Source organism: Microbacterium aoyamense, assembly GCF_023155855.1.
In the GTDB taxonomy this organism is placed as follows: Bacteria; Actinomycetota; Actinomycetes; order Actinomycetales; family Microbacteriaceae; genus Microbacterium; species Microbacterium aoyamense.
The window spans coordinates 110100-126869 of sequence record NZ_JAKNUT010000003.1 but is presented as its reverse complement, the minus strand read 5'-3'; the positions used below and the strand labels follow the sequence as shown (position 1 = coordinate 126869).

The 16770-nt window shown below is 72.2% G+C and carries 22 protein-coding genes; 7 read left to right on the top strand and 15 right to left on the bottom strand.

All coding sequences use genetic code 11. The features are described from left to right. Positions 1–20: 20 nt before the first annotated feature. Together MA876_RS09780 and MA876_RS09775 are read right to left on the bottom strand one after the other, a co-directional pair. Positions 21–488: a hypothetical protein gene (locus MA876_RS09780; protein WP_248148226.1), complete on the bottom strand. Its 468-nt coding sequence runs from the start codon at positions 486–488 to the stop codon at positions 21–23. After that, positions 478–1095 carry an RNA polymerase sigma factor gene (locus tag MA876_RS09775; protein ID WP_248148225.1) on the bottom strand — a complete coding sequence of 206 codons (618 nt, stop codon included), beginning with the start codon at positions 1093–1095 and terminating at the stop codon, positions 478–480. Before MA876_RS09775 ends, MA876_RS09780 begins: the two co-directional genes overlap by 11 nt. 112 nt (positions 1096–1207) lie before the next feature. Between MA876_RS09775 and MA876_RS09770 the strand changes: the two genes are divergently transcribed. Beyond that, positions 1208–1954 (top strand): glutamine amidotransferase-related protein, encoded by a 747-nt coding sequence (locus MA876_RS09770; protein ID WP_248148224.1) that lies wholly within the window; start codon positions 1208–1210, stop codon positions 1952–1954. Between the two features lie 7 nt (positions 1955–1961). Here the strand turns inward: MA876_RS09770 and MA876_RS09765 are convergent, their stop codons facing one another. From MA876_RS09765 to MA876_RS09750, 4 genes are read right to left on the bottom strand one after another with little or no spacing between them, the layout of a single operon-like run. Then, positions 1962–3050: an ABC transporter ATP-binding protein gene (locus MA876_RS09765; protein ID WP_248148222.1), complete on the bottom strand. Its 1089-nt coding sequence runs from the start codon at positions 3048–3050 to the stop codon at positions 1962–1964. Further along, positions 3047–3853, bottom strand: coding sequence for an ABC transporter permease (locus MA876_RS09760; protein WP_248148220.1), 807 nt, complete (start codon positions 3851–3853; stop codon positions 3047–3049). Before MA876_RS09760 ends, MA876_RS09765 begins: the two co-directional genes overlap by 4 nt. 20 nt (positions 3854–3873) lie before the next feature. Then, the gene (gene modA, locus MA876_RS09755; protein ID WP_248148219.1) at positions 3874–4671 is read right to left on the bottom strand and encodes a molybdate ABC transporter substrate-binding protein; all 798 of its coding nucleotides are present in this window, start codon (positions 4669–4671) and stop codon (positions 3874–3876) included. A gap of 2 nt (positions 4672–4673) precedes the next feature. Next, complete coding sequence (locus MA876_RS09750; protein ID WP_248148217.1) at positions 4674–5060, bottom strand: TOBE domain-containing protein; 387 nt, start codon at positions 5058–5060, stop codon at positions 4674–4676. A 133-nt stretch (positions 5061–5193) separates the two neighbouring features. Between MA876_RS09750 and MA876_RS09745 the strand changes: the two genes are divergently transcribed. From MA876_RS09745 to MA876_RS09720, 6 genes are read left to right on the top strand one after another with little or no spacing between them, the layout of a single operon-like run. Further along, positions 5194–6300, top strand: coding sequence for a ThiF family adenylyltransferase (locus MA876_RS09745; protein WP_248148215.1), 1107 nt, complete (start codon positions 5194–5196; stop codon positions 6298–6300). Beyond that, entirely contained in the window at positions 6297–7544 is a 1248-nt protein-coding gene (locus MA876_RS09740) for a molybdopterin molybdotransferase MoeA (RefSeq protein ID WP_248148213.1), read from the top strand. Before MA876_RS09745 ends, MA876_RS09740 begins: the two co-directional genes overlap by 4 nt. Before the next feature lie 4 nt (positions 7545–7548). Further along, on the top strand, positions 7549–8037 hold the full coding sequence (moaC, locus tag MA876_RS09735; RefSeq protein WP_248148212.1) for a cyclic pyranopterin monophosphate synthase MoaC: 489 nt from the start codon (positions 7549–7551) through the stop codon (positions 8035–8037). Further along, positions 8034–8648, top strand: coding sequence for a molybdenum cofactor guanylyltransferase (mobA, locus tag MA876_RS09730; RefSeq protein ID WP_248148210.1), 615 nt, complete (start codon positions 8034–8036; stop codon positions 8646–8648). Before moaC ends, mobA begins: the two co-directional genes overlap by 4 nt. Further along, entirely contained in the window at positions 8645–8908 is a 264-nt protein-coding gene (locus MA876_RS09725) for a DUF6457 domain-containing protein (protein WP_248148209.1), read from the top strand. Before mobA ends, MA876_RS09725 begins: the two co-directional genes overlap by 4 nt. Next, a complete protein-coding gene (locus tag MA876_RS09720) occupies positions 8908–9141 on the top strand; it encodes a MoaD/ThiS family protein (RefSeq protein ID WP_248148208.1) in 234 nt (77 codons plus the stop codon). Before MA876_RS09725 ends, MA876_RS09720 begins: the two co-directional genes overlap by 1 nt. A 5-nt stretch (positions 9142–9146) precedes the next feature. Here the strand turns inward: MA876_RS09720 and MA876_RS09715 are convergent, their stop codons facing one another. From MA876_RS09715 to xylB, 9 genes are all read right to left on the bottom strand, one after another. Beyond that, positions 9147–9575, bottom strand: coding sequence for a molybdenum cofactor biosynthesis protein MoaE (locus MA876_RS09715; RefSeq protein ID WP_248148207.1), 429 nt, complete (start codon positions 9573–9575; stop codon positions 9147–9149). Continuing rightward, positions 9572–10051, bottom strand: a complete 480-nt coding sequence (locus tag MA876_RS09710) for a MogA/MoaB family molybdenum cofactor biosynthesis protein (RefSeq protein ID WP_248148886.1) — start codon at positions 10049–10051, stop codon at positions 9572–9574. Before MA876_RS09710 ends, MA876_RS09715 begins: the two co-directional genes overlap by 4 nt. A 170-nt stretch (positions 10052–10221) precedes the next feature. Further along, a complete protein-coding gene (locus tag MA876_RS09705) occupies positions 10222–11028 on the bottom strand; it encodes a TspO-related membrane protein (protein WP_248148206.1) in 807 nt (268 codons plus the stop codon). 53 nt (positions 11029–11081) lie between these two features. Then, positions 11082–11567: a glutaminase gene (locus MA876_RS09700; RefSeq protein ID WP_248148205.1), complete on the bottom strand. Its 486-nt coding sequence runs from the start codon at positions 11565–11567 to the stop codon at positions 11082–11084. Beyond that, complete coding sequence (locus MA876_RS09695; protein ID WP_248148204.1) at positions 11564–12772, bottom strand: cation:proton antiporter; 1209 nt, start codon at positions 12770–12772, stop codon at positions 11564–11566. The genes MA876_RS09700 and MA876_RS09695 overlap by 4 nt, the downstream gene beginning before the upstream one ends. A 21-nt stretch (positions 12773–12793) precedes the next feature. Continuing rightward, the gene (locus MA876_RS09690; RefSeq protein ID WP_248148203.1) at positions 12794–14008 is read right to left on the bottom strand and encodes an alpha/beta fold hydrolase; all 1215 of its coding nucleotides are present in this window, start codon (positions 14006–14008) and stop codon (positions 12794–12796) included. A gap of 30 nt (positions 14009–14038) precedes the next feature. Further along, positions 14039–14434, bottom strand: coding sequence for a BP74-related protein (locus MA876_RS09685; RefSeq protein ID WP_248148202.1), 396 nt, complete (start codon positions 14432–14434; stop codon positions 14039–14041). A gap of 41 nt (positions 14435–14475) precedes the next feature. Further along, complete coding sequence (locus MA876_RS09680) at positions 14476–15300, bottom strand: transposase (protein WP_248148200.1); 825 nt, start codon at positions 15298–15300, stop codon at positions 14476–14478. Positions 15301–15468: 168 nt separating this feature from the next. Then, positions 15469–16770 (bottom strand): xylulokinase, encoded by a 1302-nt coding sequence (gene xylB, locus MA876_RS09675; protein ID WP_248148198.1) that lies wholly within the window; start codon positions 16768–16770, stop codon positions 15469–15471.

The following is a 16770-nucleotide window of genomic DNA, read 5'->3' as shown; positions in this document are numbered from 1 at the left end:
CTCCGGCGCTGTGCGCCTCTTCAGATTTCGAACTGGGGCGTCTGGAACTCACGCAGATCACCGTCTTCGCCCTGCGCGACGATCCGCAGGCGCACGACGCCGGCCGCCACGCCCTCGAACGCGAAGCGCCCGCTGTCGGCCTCGGCCGACAGCTCGGCGCCCTTGTGCTCGAGACGGATCGCGAGGGCCGCGGCATCCACCCATCCGTCCACACGATGCGAACCGGACTCGTCTTCGCTCACGTGCAGCAGGACGGTGGTCGTTCCGTCGCTGAACTGCAGTGTCGCGGTGTCGTTCGCGCTGCGGACGGCGGCGAGGTCGGATGCCTCGACCAGCGTCAAGAGGGCGTACTCCCGCGAGAGGTCCTCGACGGCGACGGCGGCGACCATGCGGTCGACGAGTCCGGCCGGCACGGGGTCCACCTCCTGCCAGACGCCGCGAAGTCGCGCGAAGAGCGCCGCGTCGGCGGCGAAATCGTCAGTGCTCATGATGGTCTCCTCCCCATCCCGCGCCCTCGAGCTGAGCGCGGAGCTTGCCGAGGCAGCGCTGACGCGTCGGTCCGATCGAGCCGATCGGCATCGCGAGATCCTTCGCGATGCGCGCGTAATCCGGTCGCTCATCGAACGCGACGACACGCAACAGCCGTTGGCACCGGTCGTCGAGCCGGCCGACGGCCTCCCACAGGCGACGCGACTCGTCGTCCGTGGCAGCCGTCTGCTCGGCGGATTCGTGGACGGGAAGATGGGGCTCGAGGCTTTCGGCCTCGGTCGCATCCGCACGGCGGTGGTTCTTGCCCACGCGCCACGCCTCGCGGCGCGCGCACATCGTGAGCCAGCCCGACACGGCACGCGGTTCGAGGATCGACTCGTGCCTGCGCACGAGCGTGAGCCACGTCGTCTGGACGACGTCCTCCGCGAGGGCGCTGTCGAGGCCGTAGGCGCGCACGACGTGCCACAGCACGGGGGTCATGAGACGGACGAGGTCGTCCATCGCCCGAGTGTCCCCCTCCCGCCAGAGCAGGAAGAGGTCCGCGGCGCGCTCCCATCGCGTCGGCTCGTGCGAGTCGACGGATGCGGCGGGGTCCGCGTGCGCCATAGCGCCCATTGTGTCCACACCTTGCCAGAGCAGGGAAGGACTTCGCTGATACATGAGTGCTGACACGGATCGCGGACTCGCCCTCATCCGGTCGCCGACCTAGAATCACGCCATGCCGTCCGCACCGCTCCTGTACGTCTGCGTCAGGCCGCAGCAGGGCGCCGCCGCCGCCGAATACGAGTCGTTCCGCGCCGCCACGCACCTCGACGCAGCGAGCATCGCGCAGCTCGATCTCGTGCGCGCATCGCTTCCCGATGACGTGTTCGACCGCTACAGCGGGTTCGTCGTCGGCGGCAGTCCGTTCAACGTCACCGATCCCGAGTCGTCCAAGACCGACGTGCAGCGCCGACTCGAGGGCGACCTCGAGCGCATCGCCCGCGCGGCCGCCGACGAGCGCACGACGGCGATGTTCACGTGCTACGGCATTGGCGTCGTCACGCGGATGCTCGGCGGCGAGGTGAGCCGCGCCTATCCCGAGGACACCGGCCCCGTGACGGTCGAGCTGACCTCCGACGGCCGGGCCGACCCGCTCTTCGGCGGCCTGGCCGACCGCTTCACCGCGCTGACCGCGCACAAAGAGGGAGCGGGGTCCGTCCCGCCCGGCGGCGTGCTCCTCGCGACGAATGCGGGATGCCCCGTGCAGGCCTATCGCGTCGGCGAGCGGCTCTACGCGACGCAGTTCCACCCCGAGCCGACGACCACCGCGTTCACGGAACGTATGGCGGTGTACCGCGACGACGGCTACTTCGCCGCGAGCGACTACGACGCCATCGCCGGACGCGTGCTCACGGCATCCGTCACCGAACCCGCCCGTCTGCTACGTGCCTTCGCCAAGGCGTTCGGCCCCGCGCCGGCCTGAGTCGACGTCACGGCGCGGGCGGAAGCCCGCCCTCGGCGCACGGCACGAAGCGCACGTCTGCCGCGTCGACGCGGAGCCGTACGGCGGTGCCGGGCGCGAGCCTCTGGTCGGCCACGGCGTCCGTCGCGACGTCGACGGCCACGGCGGGGGCGGTCGTGTGCACGCGAACGCCCGCGGGTGTCTGCTCCAGCCGCACGACCCGCGCTTCCCAGGACCCGGCGACGACGGACTGCGCCTCGCCCGCAGGTTCCACCACGACGTCCGCGGGGCGGAAGAGCGCCGCGAGCGGAGCGCCGTCGGCATCCATCGCCGCAAGCTCCATCTGCGCACCGGACCCGGCGCGCCAGCGGCCGCCGTCTGCGCGACCGACGACCCGGTTGACGCCGGCGAGCGCCGCCGAAAAACGCGTCGCGGGTGCCGCGAGCACGTCGCGGACCGGACCCTCCTGAGACGATCGGCCGCCCTCGAGCACGAGCAGCCGTGTGGTGAGGGATGCCGCGTCCACCGCGTCATGCGTGACGATCACGGTCGTCGTCCTGCTCAGCGCGAGCTGCGCGTGCAGGACGGCGCGCATGTCGCCCGCCGTCTCGGGATCGAGCGCCGTCAGGGGTTCGTCCAGGAGGAGGACCCGCGGCGATGTCGCGAGCGCGCGCGCCAGGGCCGCTCGCTGCTGCTGTCCGCCGGAGAGCTCCCGCGGCATCCGGGACCCGAGCCCGTCCAGGCCGACGCGCGCGAGCCACTCGTCCGCCTCGCGGCGCGCATGCGTGCGATCGGCACCGTGCGCGCGAAGGCCGAACGCGACGTTGTCCCGGGCTGACAGGTGCGGGAACAGGCGCGGGTCCTGGCCCAGGAGCACGACGCCGCGCTTCTCGGCGGGCACGGGACGCCGGCCCGACAGCTCGACGCCGTCGACGCGGACGTGACCGTCCGTCATGCGCTCGAGGCCCGCGACGGCGGCGAGCAGGGTCGACTTGCCGGCGCCGCTCGGCCCCATGACGGCGATCGTCTCGCCGGGCTCTGCCGTCAGCGCCGCGTCGAGGCGGAATCCGTCGCGCCGCTCGACCACGACGTGCGCGTCCAGCGCTCCGCGCGTCATCGAGGTGCCCCCGGACGCCAGCCGCGCACGAAGAGCAGCACCGTGATCGCCGTCACGAGCAGCAGGAGCGACAGCGCGACCGCCGTGCCCTGCCCGACACCCGATCCGTTGAATGCGGTGTAGATGGCGAGGGGCATCGTCTGGGTGACGCCGGGCGCATTGCCGGCGAAGAGCGCCGTCGCGCCGAACTCGCCGATCGCGCGCGCGAAGCAGAGCACGGTGCCCGCGACGAGCCCGGGGCGCGCGAGGGGCAGCGTGACGCGCAGGAGGATGCGCCACCGGCCCGCTCCGAGCGACGCTGCGGCGCGCTCGTACTCGACGCCCACTGTCCGCAGGGAGCCCTCGACCGTGAGCACGAGGAACGGCAGGGCGACGAACACCTGCGCGATGACGACCGCCGTCGTCGTGAACGGGATCGTCACGCCCGATGTCTCGTTCAGGAATCGCCCGACCGGTCCGCTGCGGCCGAGCAGGAAGAGGAGCGCGACGCCGCCGACCATCGGCGGCAGCACGAGGGGCACCGTCACAACCGCACGAAGCACGCCCGCCCACCGCGGGCCCGATCGCGCGATGAGCAGCGCGAGCGGCACGCCGAGCACGAGACAGACGGCCGTCGCCACCACCCCTGTCACGAGCGACAGCCGGAGCGCGTCGAGCGCCGCGGGTGCGGTGACGTCCTGCCAGAGGGTGTCCCACTGCACTCGCGCGATGAGCGCGACGAGCGGAAGGACGAGCAGCGCGAGCCCGATCAGGGCCGGAACGGCGATGGCCGGGGGAACGAAGCCCCGAGCGCGTCCACTCACTCGGCGCCTCCGATCCGCGGTCAGGGTGTGCCGAAGCCGTATTCAGCGAGGATACTCTGCCCCTTCTCGCCGAGCACGAACGCCACGAACGCGGCGGCCGCCTCGGGGTTCGGAGCGCCCGTGAGTGCGACGACGGGGTAGTGGTTCACGACCTCGTCGGCACCGTCGGGCACGAAGCTCTCGACATCCGCGTTCCCCACGACATCCGTCGCGTAGACGAGTCCGGCATCGGCCTCGTCGTTCGCGACCTTCGTCAGCACCGCCGTCACGTTCTGCTCGAGGCTCGCGGGCGTCACCGTCACGCCCTGCTGCTCGAGGAGCGTCGCCGACGCGGCGCCGCACGGCACTTCGACGGCGCACAGGACGATCGTGGCACCGGGGTCGGCGAGGCCCGCGAGGGTCGTGATGTCGGCCGGGTTGCCCGCCGGGGTCGCGACGACGAGGGTGTTGCTCGCGAACAGCTCGGGCCCCGAGGCGAGGCCTTCGCCTGTGACCTTGGCCATGTTCTTCTCGTCGGCGGAGGCGAAGACGTCCACCTGCGCACCCTCGATGATCTGCGTCGCGAGCGTGCTCGAGCCGTCGTAGCGGATCGGCACGACGGTGAGCGACGGGTTCTCGGCCTCGAACGCCGCAGCGATGTCGTCGAAGGCGGCGCCGAGCGAGGCGGCCGCGTAGACCGTGAGCTCGCCCGTCAGCTCGGGCCCGACCGACACCGACGGATCGCTCGACGCGCCCGGCGCCTGGTCGCCGCTCGCACAGCCCGTGAGAAGGAGGAGGGATGCCGCAGCTGCGGCGAGGAAGACACGAGAGGTGCGCATGATCAGCCTTTCGGGGCTTCGACGATGACCGTGGTGGCCTTGACGACGGCGGTGGCGAGCGATCCCGGCTCGAGCGCGAGTTCGCGAGCGGCCTCGGCGGACATGAGCGAGACGACGCGATGCGGCCCGGCCTGCATGTCGACCTGCGCCATGACGCCGTCGATCTGGACGCGGGTCACGATTCCGGTGAACTGGTTGCGTGCGCTCGAGAGCACGTCGGGTTCGCCGGGCGCGGCTGCCAGTTCGACGGCGCGTGCGGCGAGCTCCGCCCCGGGGATCGTCGCGGGGCTCCCCGCTGCGGAGAGGAGGCCCTGATCGATCCATCGCCGTACGGTGTCATCGCTCACGCCCAGGAGCCGCGCGGCTTCCGAGATTCGGTAGGTGTGCACGCGTCGACGCTATCACCGCAGATGCGGAGTTTTTGGCCGAAATAGTCCGCATCGTCTGCTCGCAGTGTCGAGATCGTGCCGACTGCGTCGAATCGATCGTCCGGGTGGGATGGTGCGCGCGTAGCCTGGGTGGATGCCTCTGCCCCCGCTCGTGGAGCCGGTTCCCGCACTCTCCGACGCCGAGCGCGCCCGCACAGCGCGTCACCTCGTCCTGGCCGGCCTGGGCGAACTCGGGCAGCGACGGATCGCGGCGGCCCACGTCGCCGTCGTGGGAGCCGGGGGCCTCGGCTCCCCCGTCGTCCTCGCCCTCGCCGCGGCCGGCGTGGGCACGATCACGATCATCGACGATGACGTCGTCGAGCTGTCGAACCTGCAGCGCCAAGTCATGCACAGGCGTGAGGACGCCGGCGTCCTCAAGGTGCACAGCGCCGCGCGCGCGGCCGCCGCACTCTCGGACACCCGGGTCATCCCGGTGGCCGAGCGACTCGACGCGACGACGGCGCCCGCTCTTCTGCGGGGTGCGCACCTCGTGATCGACGGGTCGGATCTCTTCGAGACCCGCGTCGCCGTCGCGGCCGGGGCCGAAAGCCTCGGCATCCCCCTCGTCTGGGGCACCGTTCAGGAGTTCGACGCGCAGATCACGACGTTCTGGAACGCACCGCCGGCCGGGCACGCACCCGTCGTGCTCGCCGACCTCTACCCCGCGGACAGCGTCGGCGTCGTGCCCAGCTGCGCAGACGTGGGCGTACTCGGCGCCCTGTGCATGCAGGTCGGGTCGATCCTCGCGCTCGAGGCGCTCAAGCTCATCACGGGCATCGGGGACCCCCTCCTCGGCCGCGTCCTCGTCATCGATGCGCTCCGGGCACGGCAGCACGAGGTGCCGCTGCGCACCGCCCGGACGACGACCGCCGCCGTGCCGCAAGAGAGGCCGATCACCTTCGTCGAGCGCGACGCGATCGCCGGCCTCGCCGTCATCGACGTGCGCGAGGACGACGAGGTCGCCGCCGGCGTGATCCCCGGCGCCCGCCACCTTCCGCTCGCTCAGCTGCTCGCGGACCCCGCCGCCGTGACGGGCCCCGTCGTCCTGGTGTGCCGCACTTCCGTCCGCTCGCGCCGTGCTGCCGAAGTGCTGCGCTCGGTCGGCGTCGAGGCCGCGGTCCTCGTCGGCGGCATGGAGGAATGGATGACGGCGGGTGCGCCCACCGTCATCCCCGCGCCCGCCCTGGCGGGCGAGGCATGAGCGCCCTCGTCGGCGTCGAGGAGTACCGCACCCACATCCTCGGGCACGTCCGGACGCTGCCGTCGGAGACGCTCGCGGTGGCCGAAGCGCACGGCCGCACGCTCGCCGAGCCGCTGCGGGCGCGCGTCGACATCCCGGTCTTCGACAATTCCGCGATGGACGGCTTCGCCGTGCGCTTCGCGGACGTGCACGCCGCGACCGCCGACGCGCCCGCGCGCCTGCGCGTCGTCGCCGACCTGCCCGCGGGGACCGCGCTCGATCCCGCCATCGGTGCGAACGAGGCTGCGCGCATCATGACCGGCTCACCCGTCCCGAGCACGGCGGACGCCATCGTCCCGTTCGAGGACACGGCGGGCGGGCTGGAGGACTCCCTCGGCGAGATCGTCGTGCTGCGCGCACCGCGCGCGCTGGGCGCGCATATCCGCCGTCGCGGCGCCGACGCCGTGGTGGGCGACGTCCTCCTCGCGGCCGGACACGTGCTGAACGCCCGCCAGCTCGCCGCCGCGGCGGCCGCGGGCATCGACGACGTCGTCGTCTCCACCCGCCCGCGCGTCGCCGTCGTCTCGACGGGGTCGGAGCTCGTCCGCCCCGGCGAGCCGCTGGCGCACGGGCAGATCCCCGAGTCGAACAGCGAGCTGCTCGCGGGACTGGTCGTCGAGGCCGGCGGCGACGTCGTGCTGCGTCGCACCGTGCCCGACGAGGGCGACGGGCCGCGGCAGGCGATCGATGACGCCCTCGCGCTCGGCGCGCACGTCGTCGTGTTCTCGGGCGGCGTGAGCGCGGGAGCGTACGAGGTCGTCAAGAGCACGCTGGGCGGCGTCATGGACTTCCGGAGCGTCGGCATGCAGCCCGGCAAGCCCCAGGGCTTCGGTGCGACGCCCCAAGGTGTCCTTCTCTTCGGTCTGCCCGGCAACCCCGTGAGCGCCGCCGTCTCGTTCGAAGTGTTCCTGCGCCCCGCACTCCTCGCGCTCCAGGGTCGCACGACGCTCGATCGCCCGACGCTCCGTCTGCCGGCGGCCACGCCCTGGCGCACGCCCCCCGGCCGACGTCAGTATCTTCCGGCTGCGATCGACCGCTCCGATCCCACGGCGTGGACGGTCGCGCCCGCCACGAGCGGCGGTTCGGGCTCGCACCTGCCCGGGGGACTCGCGCGCGCCGACGCGTACGCCGTCGTCGATGCGGACGTGGATGCCGTCGAACCCGGCGACCTCGTCGACGTCCTGCTCATCACGATGGAAGGCTGAGCCCATGAGCACGCCGCATCCGTTCACCCACCTCGACGAAGCCGGCAACGCCCGAATGGTCGATGTGACCCTCAAGCAGCCGACGGTGAGGTCCGCGACGGCGCGCGGGTTCGTGCGCTGCGCGGCCGAGGTCATCGCGGCCCTCCGCGACGGCACGGTACCCAAGGGCGATGTCATCGCCGTGGCGCGGATCGCCGGCATCCAGGCAACCAAGCGCACCCCCGATCTCCTGCCGCTCGCGCACGTCATCGGTGTGCACGGGGCGGCCGTCGATCTCGACGTGCGCGATGACGGTGTCGCGATCGAGGCCACCGTGCGCACCGCCGATCGCACCGGCGTCGAGATGGAGGCGCTCACCGCCGTCTCGGTCGCCGCGCTCGCTGTCGTGGACATGGTGAAGGGTCTCGACAAGGCCACGTCGATCGAGAGCGTACGGCTCATCGAGAAGACGGGCGGCAAGAGCGGCGACTGGACGCGCGCCGCGGAGGCGTGACCGTGGAGGTCGGCGCGATCCTGCTCGCAGGCGGGCGAGCGTCGCGCGTCGGCGGTGCGGCGAAGCCGCTGTTCGAGGTCGGAGGGATGACGCTCCTCGCTCGTGCCGTCGCGGCGGTCGCCGCGGCCGGCGCAGCGCCGATCACGATCGTCGGGGAGGTCCAGCCGGTCTCGGGCGACGTCGACTGGGTGCGCGAGGAGCCGCCGTTCGGCGGGCCGGCCGCGGCGACGGTCGCGGCGCTCACTGAGTGGGCGGCACGAGGCGGCGGCCCCGAGTGGATGTTCCTGCTGGCATGCGATCTGCCCCGCGCCGACGCCGTCGTCGCGCGACTCCGTGACGACGTCCCGGTCCTCCCCGACGACTCCGACGGACTGTGCCTCGCGGATGAGTCCGGGAGGCCCCAGTGGCTGAGCGGGCTGTACCGCACCTCGGCGGTGCGGAGCGCGGCATCCATGCTTCCCGACGCCGGCAGGGATGCACCTGCCCGCGCACTCTTCCACGACCTGCAACTCGCCGTCGTGCGAGCGGCGCCCGGTGTCGTGGAGGACATCGACACGTGGGAGGATCTCACGCGAGCCCGCGCACGGGCCGCCGACGAGGAGGAATCATGAGCGACCGGACGCTGCCCCCCGAAGCCCTGGACGCGTGGGCGGATGCCCTGCGCGAGCGATTCGGGCTCGCCGCGGAGGACCTGCCGATCGCGCTCATCCTCGACCTCGCACGCGATGTCGCGACCGGTGTCGCGCGCCCCGCGGCGCCCTTCAGCGCCTTCGCGGCGGGACTCGTCGCGGGCCGCGCGGGCGGTTCGCCCGAAGACACGCGCGCCGCTGTCGCGGCCATCACCGCACTCGCGAAGGAGTGGGAGGCCTGATGGCGCGCGTACGGTTCTTCGCCGCGGCCGAGGAGATGGCCGGCCGTGCCGAGGAGATCCGGGATGCTCCGACGCTCGCCGCACTCCGGACGGCGCTGATCGCCGCGCACCCCGGGCTCACGGGCCTGCTCCCCCGCTGCGCCGTGCTGGTGGACGGCGCACGCGTCGACGACGACGCGCCGCTGTCGTCCGACACGCTCGTCGACGTCCTGCCGCCCTTCGCGGGCGGCTGACCGGCTCAGCCGCCGATGCCCTTCCAGGCCGTCGTGCCGTCGGCCTCGACCTGACGCTTCCACACCGGCAGCTCGCGCTTGATCGTCTCGATCACGTCGCGGCACACCTCGAACGCCTCGGCTCGGTGCGGCGAGGCCACGGCGATGACGACGGCGATGTCGCCGACGTCGAGGCGCCCCGTGCGGTGAGACACCGCGACGATCGCGCGACCCTCGCCGATCGCCGTCGCGGCGATGCCGCGCAGGACGGTCTCGGCGTCCGGATGCGACGAGTACTCGAGTGCGACGACGGGCGTCGCGGCATCGGGGTCGTGGTCGCGCACGCGGCCCACGAACGTCGTGACGGCGCCCGCCGTGGGGTCATCGACGGCGGCCAGGTGCGCGGCGATGTCGAGGGGCTCTCCGCTGATGCGGGCGATGCGCACGCCGGTCATCGGTGGTCACCGCCGGTGAGCTGATCGAGGACGTGCCGCGCGACGGAGAGGATGACGGGGATGCCGGATGCCACGCCCGCCGGAGACCCCGGAAGATTCACGATCAGCGACTCCCGTGCCGTTCCGGCGAGCCCGCGCGTGAGCATTCCCGCGGGCTTCTCCGCCGCGCCGCGGCGCCGGAGCTCCTCCATGAGGCCGGGGATCTCGCGTTCGAGCACCCGCGCCGTGCCCTCGGGTGTCTCGTCGCGCGGGCCGAGACCCGTGCCCCCGGTCGTGACGATGAGCCGCGCGCCGGTGTCGAGCGCAGCGCGCAGCGCGCTCTCGACACTGGACGCGCCGTCGGCGACGACGACGGCCGCATCGCAGCCGTAACCGGCCTCCTGCAGCGCCGCGACCGCGACCGGACCCGAGGTGTCGTCACGTAGTCCGGCGGCCGAACGGTCCGACACGGTCACCACGACCGCGGAATGCTGGATGGCGTCCACGCGGTCAGCCTAGCGTCCGCGCGACGGCTGCTCAGCGCAGCGCCGCTACGCACTCGAGTCCCGCTCGCCGAACCCGAGTGATCCCGTCCAACCTGACGACGCCGACGGGGGTCTCGACGAGATCGTTCGGGTTCGACGCGGAGCGCACGCTCGCAGATGCGTCACGCCTCGGCGTTGCGCAGGTCGATCACCCGGCTGACGACGGCGCCCACGACCGACACTCCCAGCACCACGACCGCGACGATCACCGCCGTGCCGCCGACGGTGGAATCGTACGGTTCCCCCTGCAGGCGGCCCACCGCGACCCACGACAGCCCCCACGCGATCGCCAGGGCCGGCGCGATGCGCCATCCGCTTCGCCACGAGATCGACAGGCCGATGATTCCCACCACGATGAGCACCCCGACCGCGATCGCCGTGCCCGCGGCGGCCCACGACGGATCGCCCTCGGCGGTGAGCCAGGCGGTGATGTTCGCGACCGTCGCGAGCGACACCCAGCCGAGGTGAAGCCCCGTCGCCCCGTCGACGAGCAGGCTGTCCGCGAACCCCTCGGACGGGAACGTCACGGTGCGTCGGAAGGTCACGGCGAGCGCGATCAGCAGGAGGACGATGCCGACGACCGTGAGCGGCAGCGTGGCGAACTGCGCCAGCAGGAGCCAGAGACCGTTGAGGACGGCCGTCACCGCGACCCACCACCCCAGGTACCGCTGGCGGGCGCGCTGTCGCTGGCCCGGCAGCGCCTGCCACACGGCGTACGCGACGAGCAGGACGTAGACGACGGTCCAGATCGAGAATGCGGGGCCGGCGGGAGCGAGCAGCGTCGCATCCGCTGCGAGCGCGCCGTCCTGGAGGTCCTGGACGGGAGTGCCGCCGAGGACACCGGCCCCCACCACGGCGGCGACGATCATGAAGACGGTTGCCGAGATGACCGCGACCTGACGAGCGATGTCCCTGCCGGTGGTGTCCATTCTCCGACGCTACGGCCACCCCGGCCCGATCGTCAGGGGGTTGACAGCCTCGTTCACGCCCCGGGCGCGGGATCCGTCAGCAGCGCGATGCGCTCGTCGAGATATCGCCCGAGCGGCATGTATCCGCCCGAAGCGCTCCACTGCACGCTCAGGACGCCGCCGTGGAGGGCGAGGGGCGCGGATGCCTCGCCGCGCGCGAGCGCGGAGAGATCCAGCATCCGCCAGCCGACGTGCACCGTCATGCCTTCGGGAAACCCGCCCCGGAAGGCGGCGGCCGAACGCTCCGCGCGGCGCCGCTGCGACTCGGCCGTATATCCGCGCCGCACCTCGGCGTGCGAGCGGAGGACCTCGCCCGTCGCGAAGACGTCGTCGTCGCCGATCAGCAGGACGCCCAGATGCCACGCGGACCCGACCGGCGTGATGCGCGGGCCGCGGCCGATGCCGAGGATGCGGCGCGGTTCGACCTCGAGGCCGAGCGCCTCGCGCGGGGCGTCCGCCAGTCTGCGCTGCGCGTCGTCGAACAGCTCCCGGGCGTTCACGCCATGTCGTCCTCGCGGGCGGGCTCCCCCGGGGAAACGGTGGTGGGCTCGCCGCGGACGGCGGTCGCGACGAGCGGCAGGATCAGCACCGACAGCATGCCGGCGCCGACGAGAACCGATGCGGCGGCGGACGTGAGGACCCCCTCGGTGACCCCGATCGCGGTCACGGCGACGATGATCGGCAGACCGGTCGCGCCCATGAGACCGATCGCGATGCGATCGCGGCGCGAGGAGCCCTGCGGGGCAGCGAGTATCGAGGGGAGACCGCGCACGACGAGCAACGCGAGGAATGCGACCGGCACGAGGAGGAAGAGCAGGGGCTGCGCGAGGAGTGACGCGAGATCGAACGTCACGCCCGTGTAGATGAAGAAGACCGGGACGAGGAAGCCGAACGCCACGGCCTCGACCTTGCTCTCGACCGCCTCGCGATCGGCGGGCGCGGCATCCCGCATCATGAGCTTCCACACGACGCCGGCCGCGAACGCGCCGAGGAGCATGTCGAGATCGAGGAAGATGCTGATCGCGACGAGCACGCCGAGGATGAGGAAGAGCAGACGGATCGCGAACTGGCCCGACGTGTGGAGAGTCGCGTTGACGAAGCGGTGCATCGCGCCCTGCGGCACGCGGAAGGCGAACCAGATCGCGAGGCCAGCGATGAGCGCGAATGCCGCGAGGACGATCGTGGAGAGTCCGGGCTCGCGTCCGCCGAGGAAGATCGAGATCGCGATGAGGGGGCCGAACTCGCCGATCGCGCCGATCGCGCCGATCGCCATGCCGAACGGCGTGCGCAGCTCGCCGGCATCCCGCAGGATCGGCAGCAGGGTGCCCAGCGCGGTCGAGGCGAGCGCGATGCCGATGATGATCGCGGCTTCGCCCGGGGCGATGAGCCAGCCGAGGGCGACACCGCCGGCGATGCTGATGAGCCAGCCGAGGGCGGCGTTGCGTCCGGACCTGCCGCGGAAGGCCATGAACTCGATCTCGGAGCCGGCGACGAAGAAGAGCATCGCGAGGCCGAAGCTCGAGAGGGTGTCGACGAAGTCGGACGGCTGCGCCCATCCGAGCAGACTCGGTCCCACGACGATGCCCAGCATCAGCTCGAACACGACGATCGGCACGCGGGCGACGCGACCGATCGCCCGGGCGAGCAGTGGCGCGAGCACCGCGAGGATCGGGATGATCAGCAGTGTCGGTTCGAGGTCGTCCACGGCTTCAGAGTACCGACCTGATCAACGCACGCGGATGCGGTCGAGCCATTGCAGCAGGCCGGGGATCGCGAGGTAGGCGACGGTGCCGTGGGTCGCGAACGAGATCTCGTGATACGTCACGTCGATGCCGAGGGATGCCTCATGCTCCGCGAGGTCCTTCGTGTCCTCGGGGACCACGAGCTCGTCATCGAGACCCTGCGCGATGAACAGGGGGGCGTCGAAGGCGACGGAGCCCGCCGAGTTTTCCTTCAACAGCGTCGCCCAGGGCTCGGTGGTCGTCGGGTCGCTCGTCGTGAAGTCGCCCACGACGGGCTCGCCGATGCGGTGGAGCTCGGCGATGTTCGACAGCAGGCACAGCTCGTTCATCTGCGGCTGGATCGCGATCGCCGCGGGAGTGAGGATGTCGTCGATCGGCTCGTCGTAGATCTCGGAGTAGGCCGAGAACGCGTACGAGCCGATCGTGACCCCCGAGATGTCGTCGAGGTGCGCGCTCATGAGGTCGATGAGATTCGCGGCGGGAGCAGCGACGGCGACCGCTTCGAGGTCGAACTCGGGCGCGTAATCGGTCGCACGCTCAGCGGCGAACAGCGCCGCCTGGCCGCCCTGCGAGTGGCCCCACAGCACGAGACGGTCGCTGACGGTGTCACCCAGAACGTGCTGCGCCGCCCGCGCGGCGTCGAGCACGTTGTTGCCCTCGGTCGCGCCGATGAGGTACGAGTCGGGACCTTCGGCACCCATGCCGGTGTAATCGGTCGCGACGACGGCGAAACCTCGATCCAGCAGCGCTCGCAGCCCCTCGATGCCCGTGTAGGGATCGAAGCCGTACGACGGCGCGCACTCCCGAGCGGACCCTGTCGTCGGGTGCGCCCACGACAGGATCGTGCGGCCTCCCGGCGGGGCGGGCGTGATCGGCACGACGACGACGCCCGTCGCGACGACGGGATCGCCGTTCAGGTCGGTCGAGCGATACATGATGCGCCACCCTCGCGCGGCGAAGGGTGCACCGAGCAGGGGATCGGCCTTGACGATCGTGCCCGGATCCCCTGCGACCGCGGCGTCGGCGTACTCGTAGAACGACGCGACTCCGGGGCGCTCGAGCGCGTCACCCCCGATGCGCAGGACTTCGGATGCCAGGACTCCGCCGATCACCGCGAGCGCAGCGGCGAAGAACCCCGCGACGAACCTGTGCGCCCTGCGGTGGTCGCGATGCGCAGGGTGCCGGGGGGAACGCGCCATGAACGGAGGCTATCGCGTCGCGGCCTCCGCTCAGTCCACCGGCTCCACCGCGATGACCTCGGCGATCCACGGGCAGTAGACGTCGCTCGTGAGCGTGCCGTCCTCGACGTACTCGGGAAGCCCATCGCAGACTTCGGTCGTGAAGTCCGCGAACTCGAGCGACCTCGGATCGATGTGCCAGCTCCACGGCTCGTTGACGGAGGGATCGTCGCGCACGATGGTTCCCACCGGGATGGCGGGGAGCTCCTCCCGGTTCATGAGGTCGATCGCGTGCTGCACGAGCTCGGGGGTGTCGAGCTCGATCTTGAACGTCTGATCCACGACCTGGAACGTCGCGACGCTCGGAACCGCCGGTTCCGCGCGGCAGCCTGCGAGACCGAGGGCTGCGAGCAGCACGGCGGCTGCGGCGAGGATCTTCTTCTGCACGGCTCGATCATGGCCGAGAGAGAGCGCACACACCATAGCCGTCAGTCGATCGCGTCGCGCGCCGCCGTCGCCTTCTTCTCGGCGGAACGGGCGAGGGATGCGGCGTTCTCCCGCTCGCGGTCCCAGCGCTCGAGATCGCTCCGCGCGGTGGCCGCATCGGCGCGCACCCGCGCGAGCTCGCGCTCGAGGTCGTCGAGACGCTCGGCCAGATGGTCGACACGCTCCTGCGCCTTGTCGCGTTTCGCCTCGACGCGCGCGAGTTCGCGAGTCGCCTCGTTCGCAGCACGGTCCGCTTCACGCGCGGCTTTCTCGGCCGCCTTCCGCGCGCGGCGCTCGGCGAGGTCGTCACGGCTCGGTGCCGCGGTGGCACGTCCGTCGGGAGTCGACCCCGCGACGGCGCCCTCGAGATCGACCGCGTCGAGACCGGATGCCACGAGCGGGCGCACGAGTCGCCCGGTCATGACGGCGGCGGCGGCCGAGGCGTCCATCATCGCCGCGTTCAGGGTCTTCTCGATGTCTTCGCGCGCAGCGGCGCTCACCGTCACGTCGTGCTCGCCGGCGGCAGCGACCGCCTGCGCGGCGAGGGCCGCGACGAGCGAGCGCCGCTGGCGGCCGAGGCGGGCGAGTTCGGGCGCGTCGAGGTCGTCCTGCGCCTCGCGCAGGGCGGCAGCGAGCTCGAGCGCGTCGGTGAGGCCACCCGCCCGCACGAGCAGGTCGACCGCCCAGGCCGATACGACCGGCTTGCGAAGGGCTTTCACCTGCGCTGCGAGCGGGCCCATCGCCCGCGCGTTCCGAGCTGCCGTGAACTCAGCCGGCGGCAGGGCGTACAGCTCGGCGGCGATGTCGTCGAGGTCTGCGGCATCCATCGCCCCATTCTCGCCGAGCGGATCCACTCGCGACAGCGACCTCCGGTATCACCGGATGCCCCGAACCCGAGTCGGCGCACTCCGTCGGACCAGGCGACAAGAACGACAGACCCCGCCAACCCAGCGCCCACGCCCGAACCCGAGTCGTGCGGGCACGCCCCGCGAGGCTTACGCGGCGACGGTTGCGGCCTGGCGCGCCGCGCCCAGCGCGACATACTCGTCGGGCGTCGGCACCTCGACGGGGATGCCGAGCACGAGCGGTGCGATCGCGCGCACGGCGTCGGATTGAGCGCCGCCGCCGATGAGGAGCGCGCGTTCGAGGGGCACGCCGAGGCCGCGAAGGGCGTCGAGCCCTGCCGCGAGTCCCGAGAGCATGCCCTCGACAGCCGCACGAGCGAGGTTCTCGCGGGTCGTGGACGCCAGCGTCATGCCGGTGAGCGACGCCGTCGCATCCGGCAGGTTCGGCGTCCGTTCGCCCTCGAAATAGGGGACGAGCGTGAGTCCCTCGGAACCGGGCGCGGCGGCGAGCGCGAGGCGTGACAGCTCTTCGTGATCGACCGCGAGCAGACCCGCGATCGCATCGAGCACGCGCGCCGCGTTGAGCGTCGCGACCAGCGGCAGGAAGCGCCCCGTGCAGTCGGCGAAGCCCGCCACGGTTCCCGTCGGGTCGACCGTGCGCGTCTCGCTCACGGCGAAGACCGTGCCCGACGTGCCGATCGACACGACGACATCCCCGGGGCCGGCACCGAGGCCGAGCGCAGCGCCCGCGTTGTCGCCCGCGCCGCCGCCGACGCGTCGTCCGGCCTCGTCGAGGACGAACTCGTCCGGTCCGAGGACGCGCGGCAGAAGGACGTCGTGGCCGAGCGCGGCGACGAGAAGCTCGCGGTCGTACGCGCCCGTCGCGGGATCCCAGTAGCCCGTGCCCGAGGCATCCGATCTGTCGGTCACGAGCTCGTCGAGCACCGGACCGAGCGTCGACTCGCCCGCGGGGCCGTATCCGCGCAACCGCCACGTGAGCCAGTCATGCGGCAGGGCCACCGCGGCCACGCGCGCGGCGTTCTCGGGCTCGTGATCGCGCAGCCAGCGCAGCTTCGTGATCGTGAACGACGCGACGGGCACGAGGCCGGTCCGCTGCGCGAGGGTCTCGGCGCCGAATTCGGCGATGAGCTCGTGCGCGGCATCCGCCGATCGCGTGTCGTTCCACAGCAGCGCGTCGCGCACGACCCGCCCGTCGGCGTCGAGCGCCACCATCCCGTGCTGCTGGCCCCCGATCGCCCACGCCGCGACGTCGTCCAGTCCGCCCGCGGCGTCGATCGCGCTCTGCAGCGCTGACCACCACGCCTCCGGGTCGACGGAGGTGCCCGCCGGATGCGCCGCGCGCCCTTCGCGCACGATGGCGCTTGTCGCGGCATCCATCACCACGACCTTGCACGACTGCGTCGACGAATCGACTCCCATGACGAGCGTCAT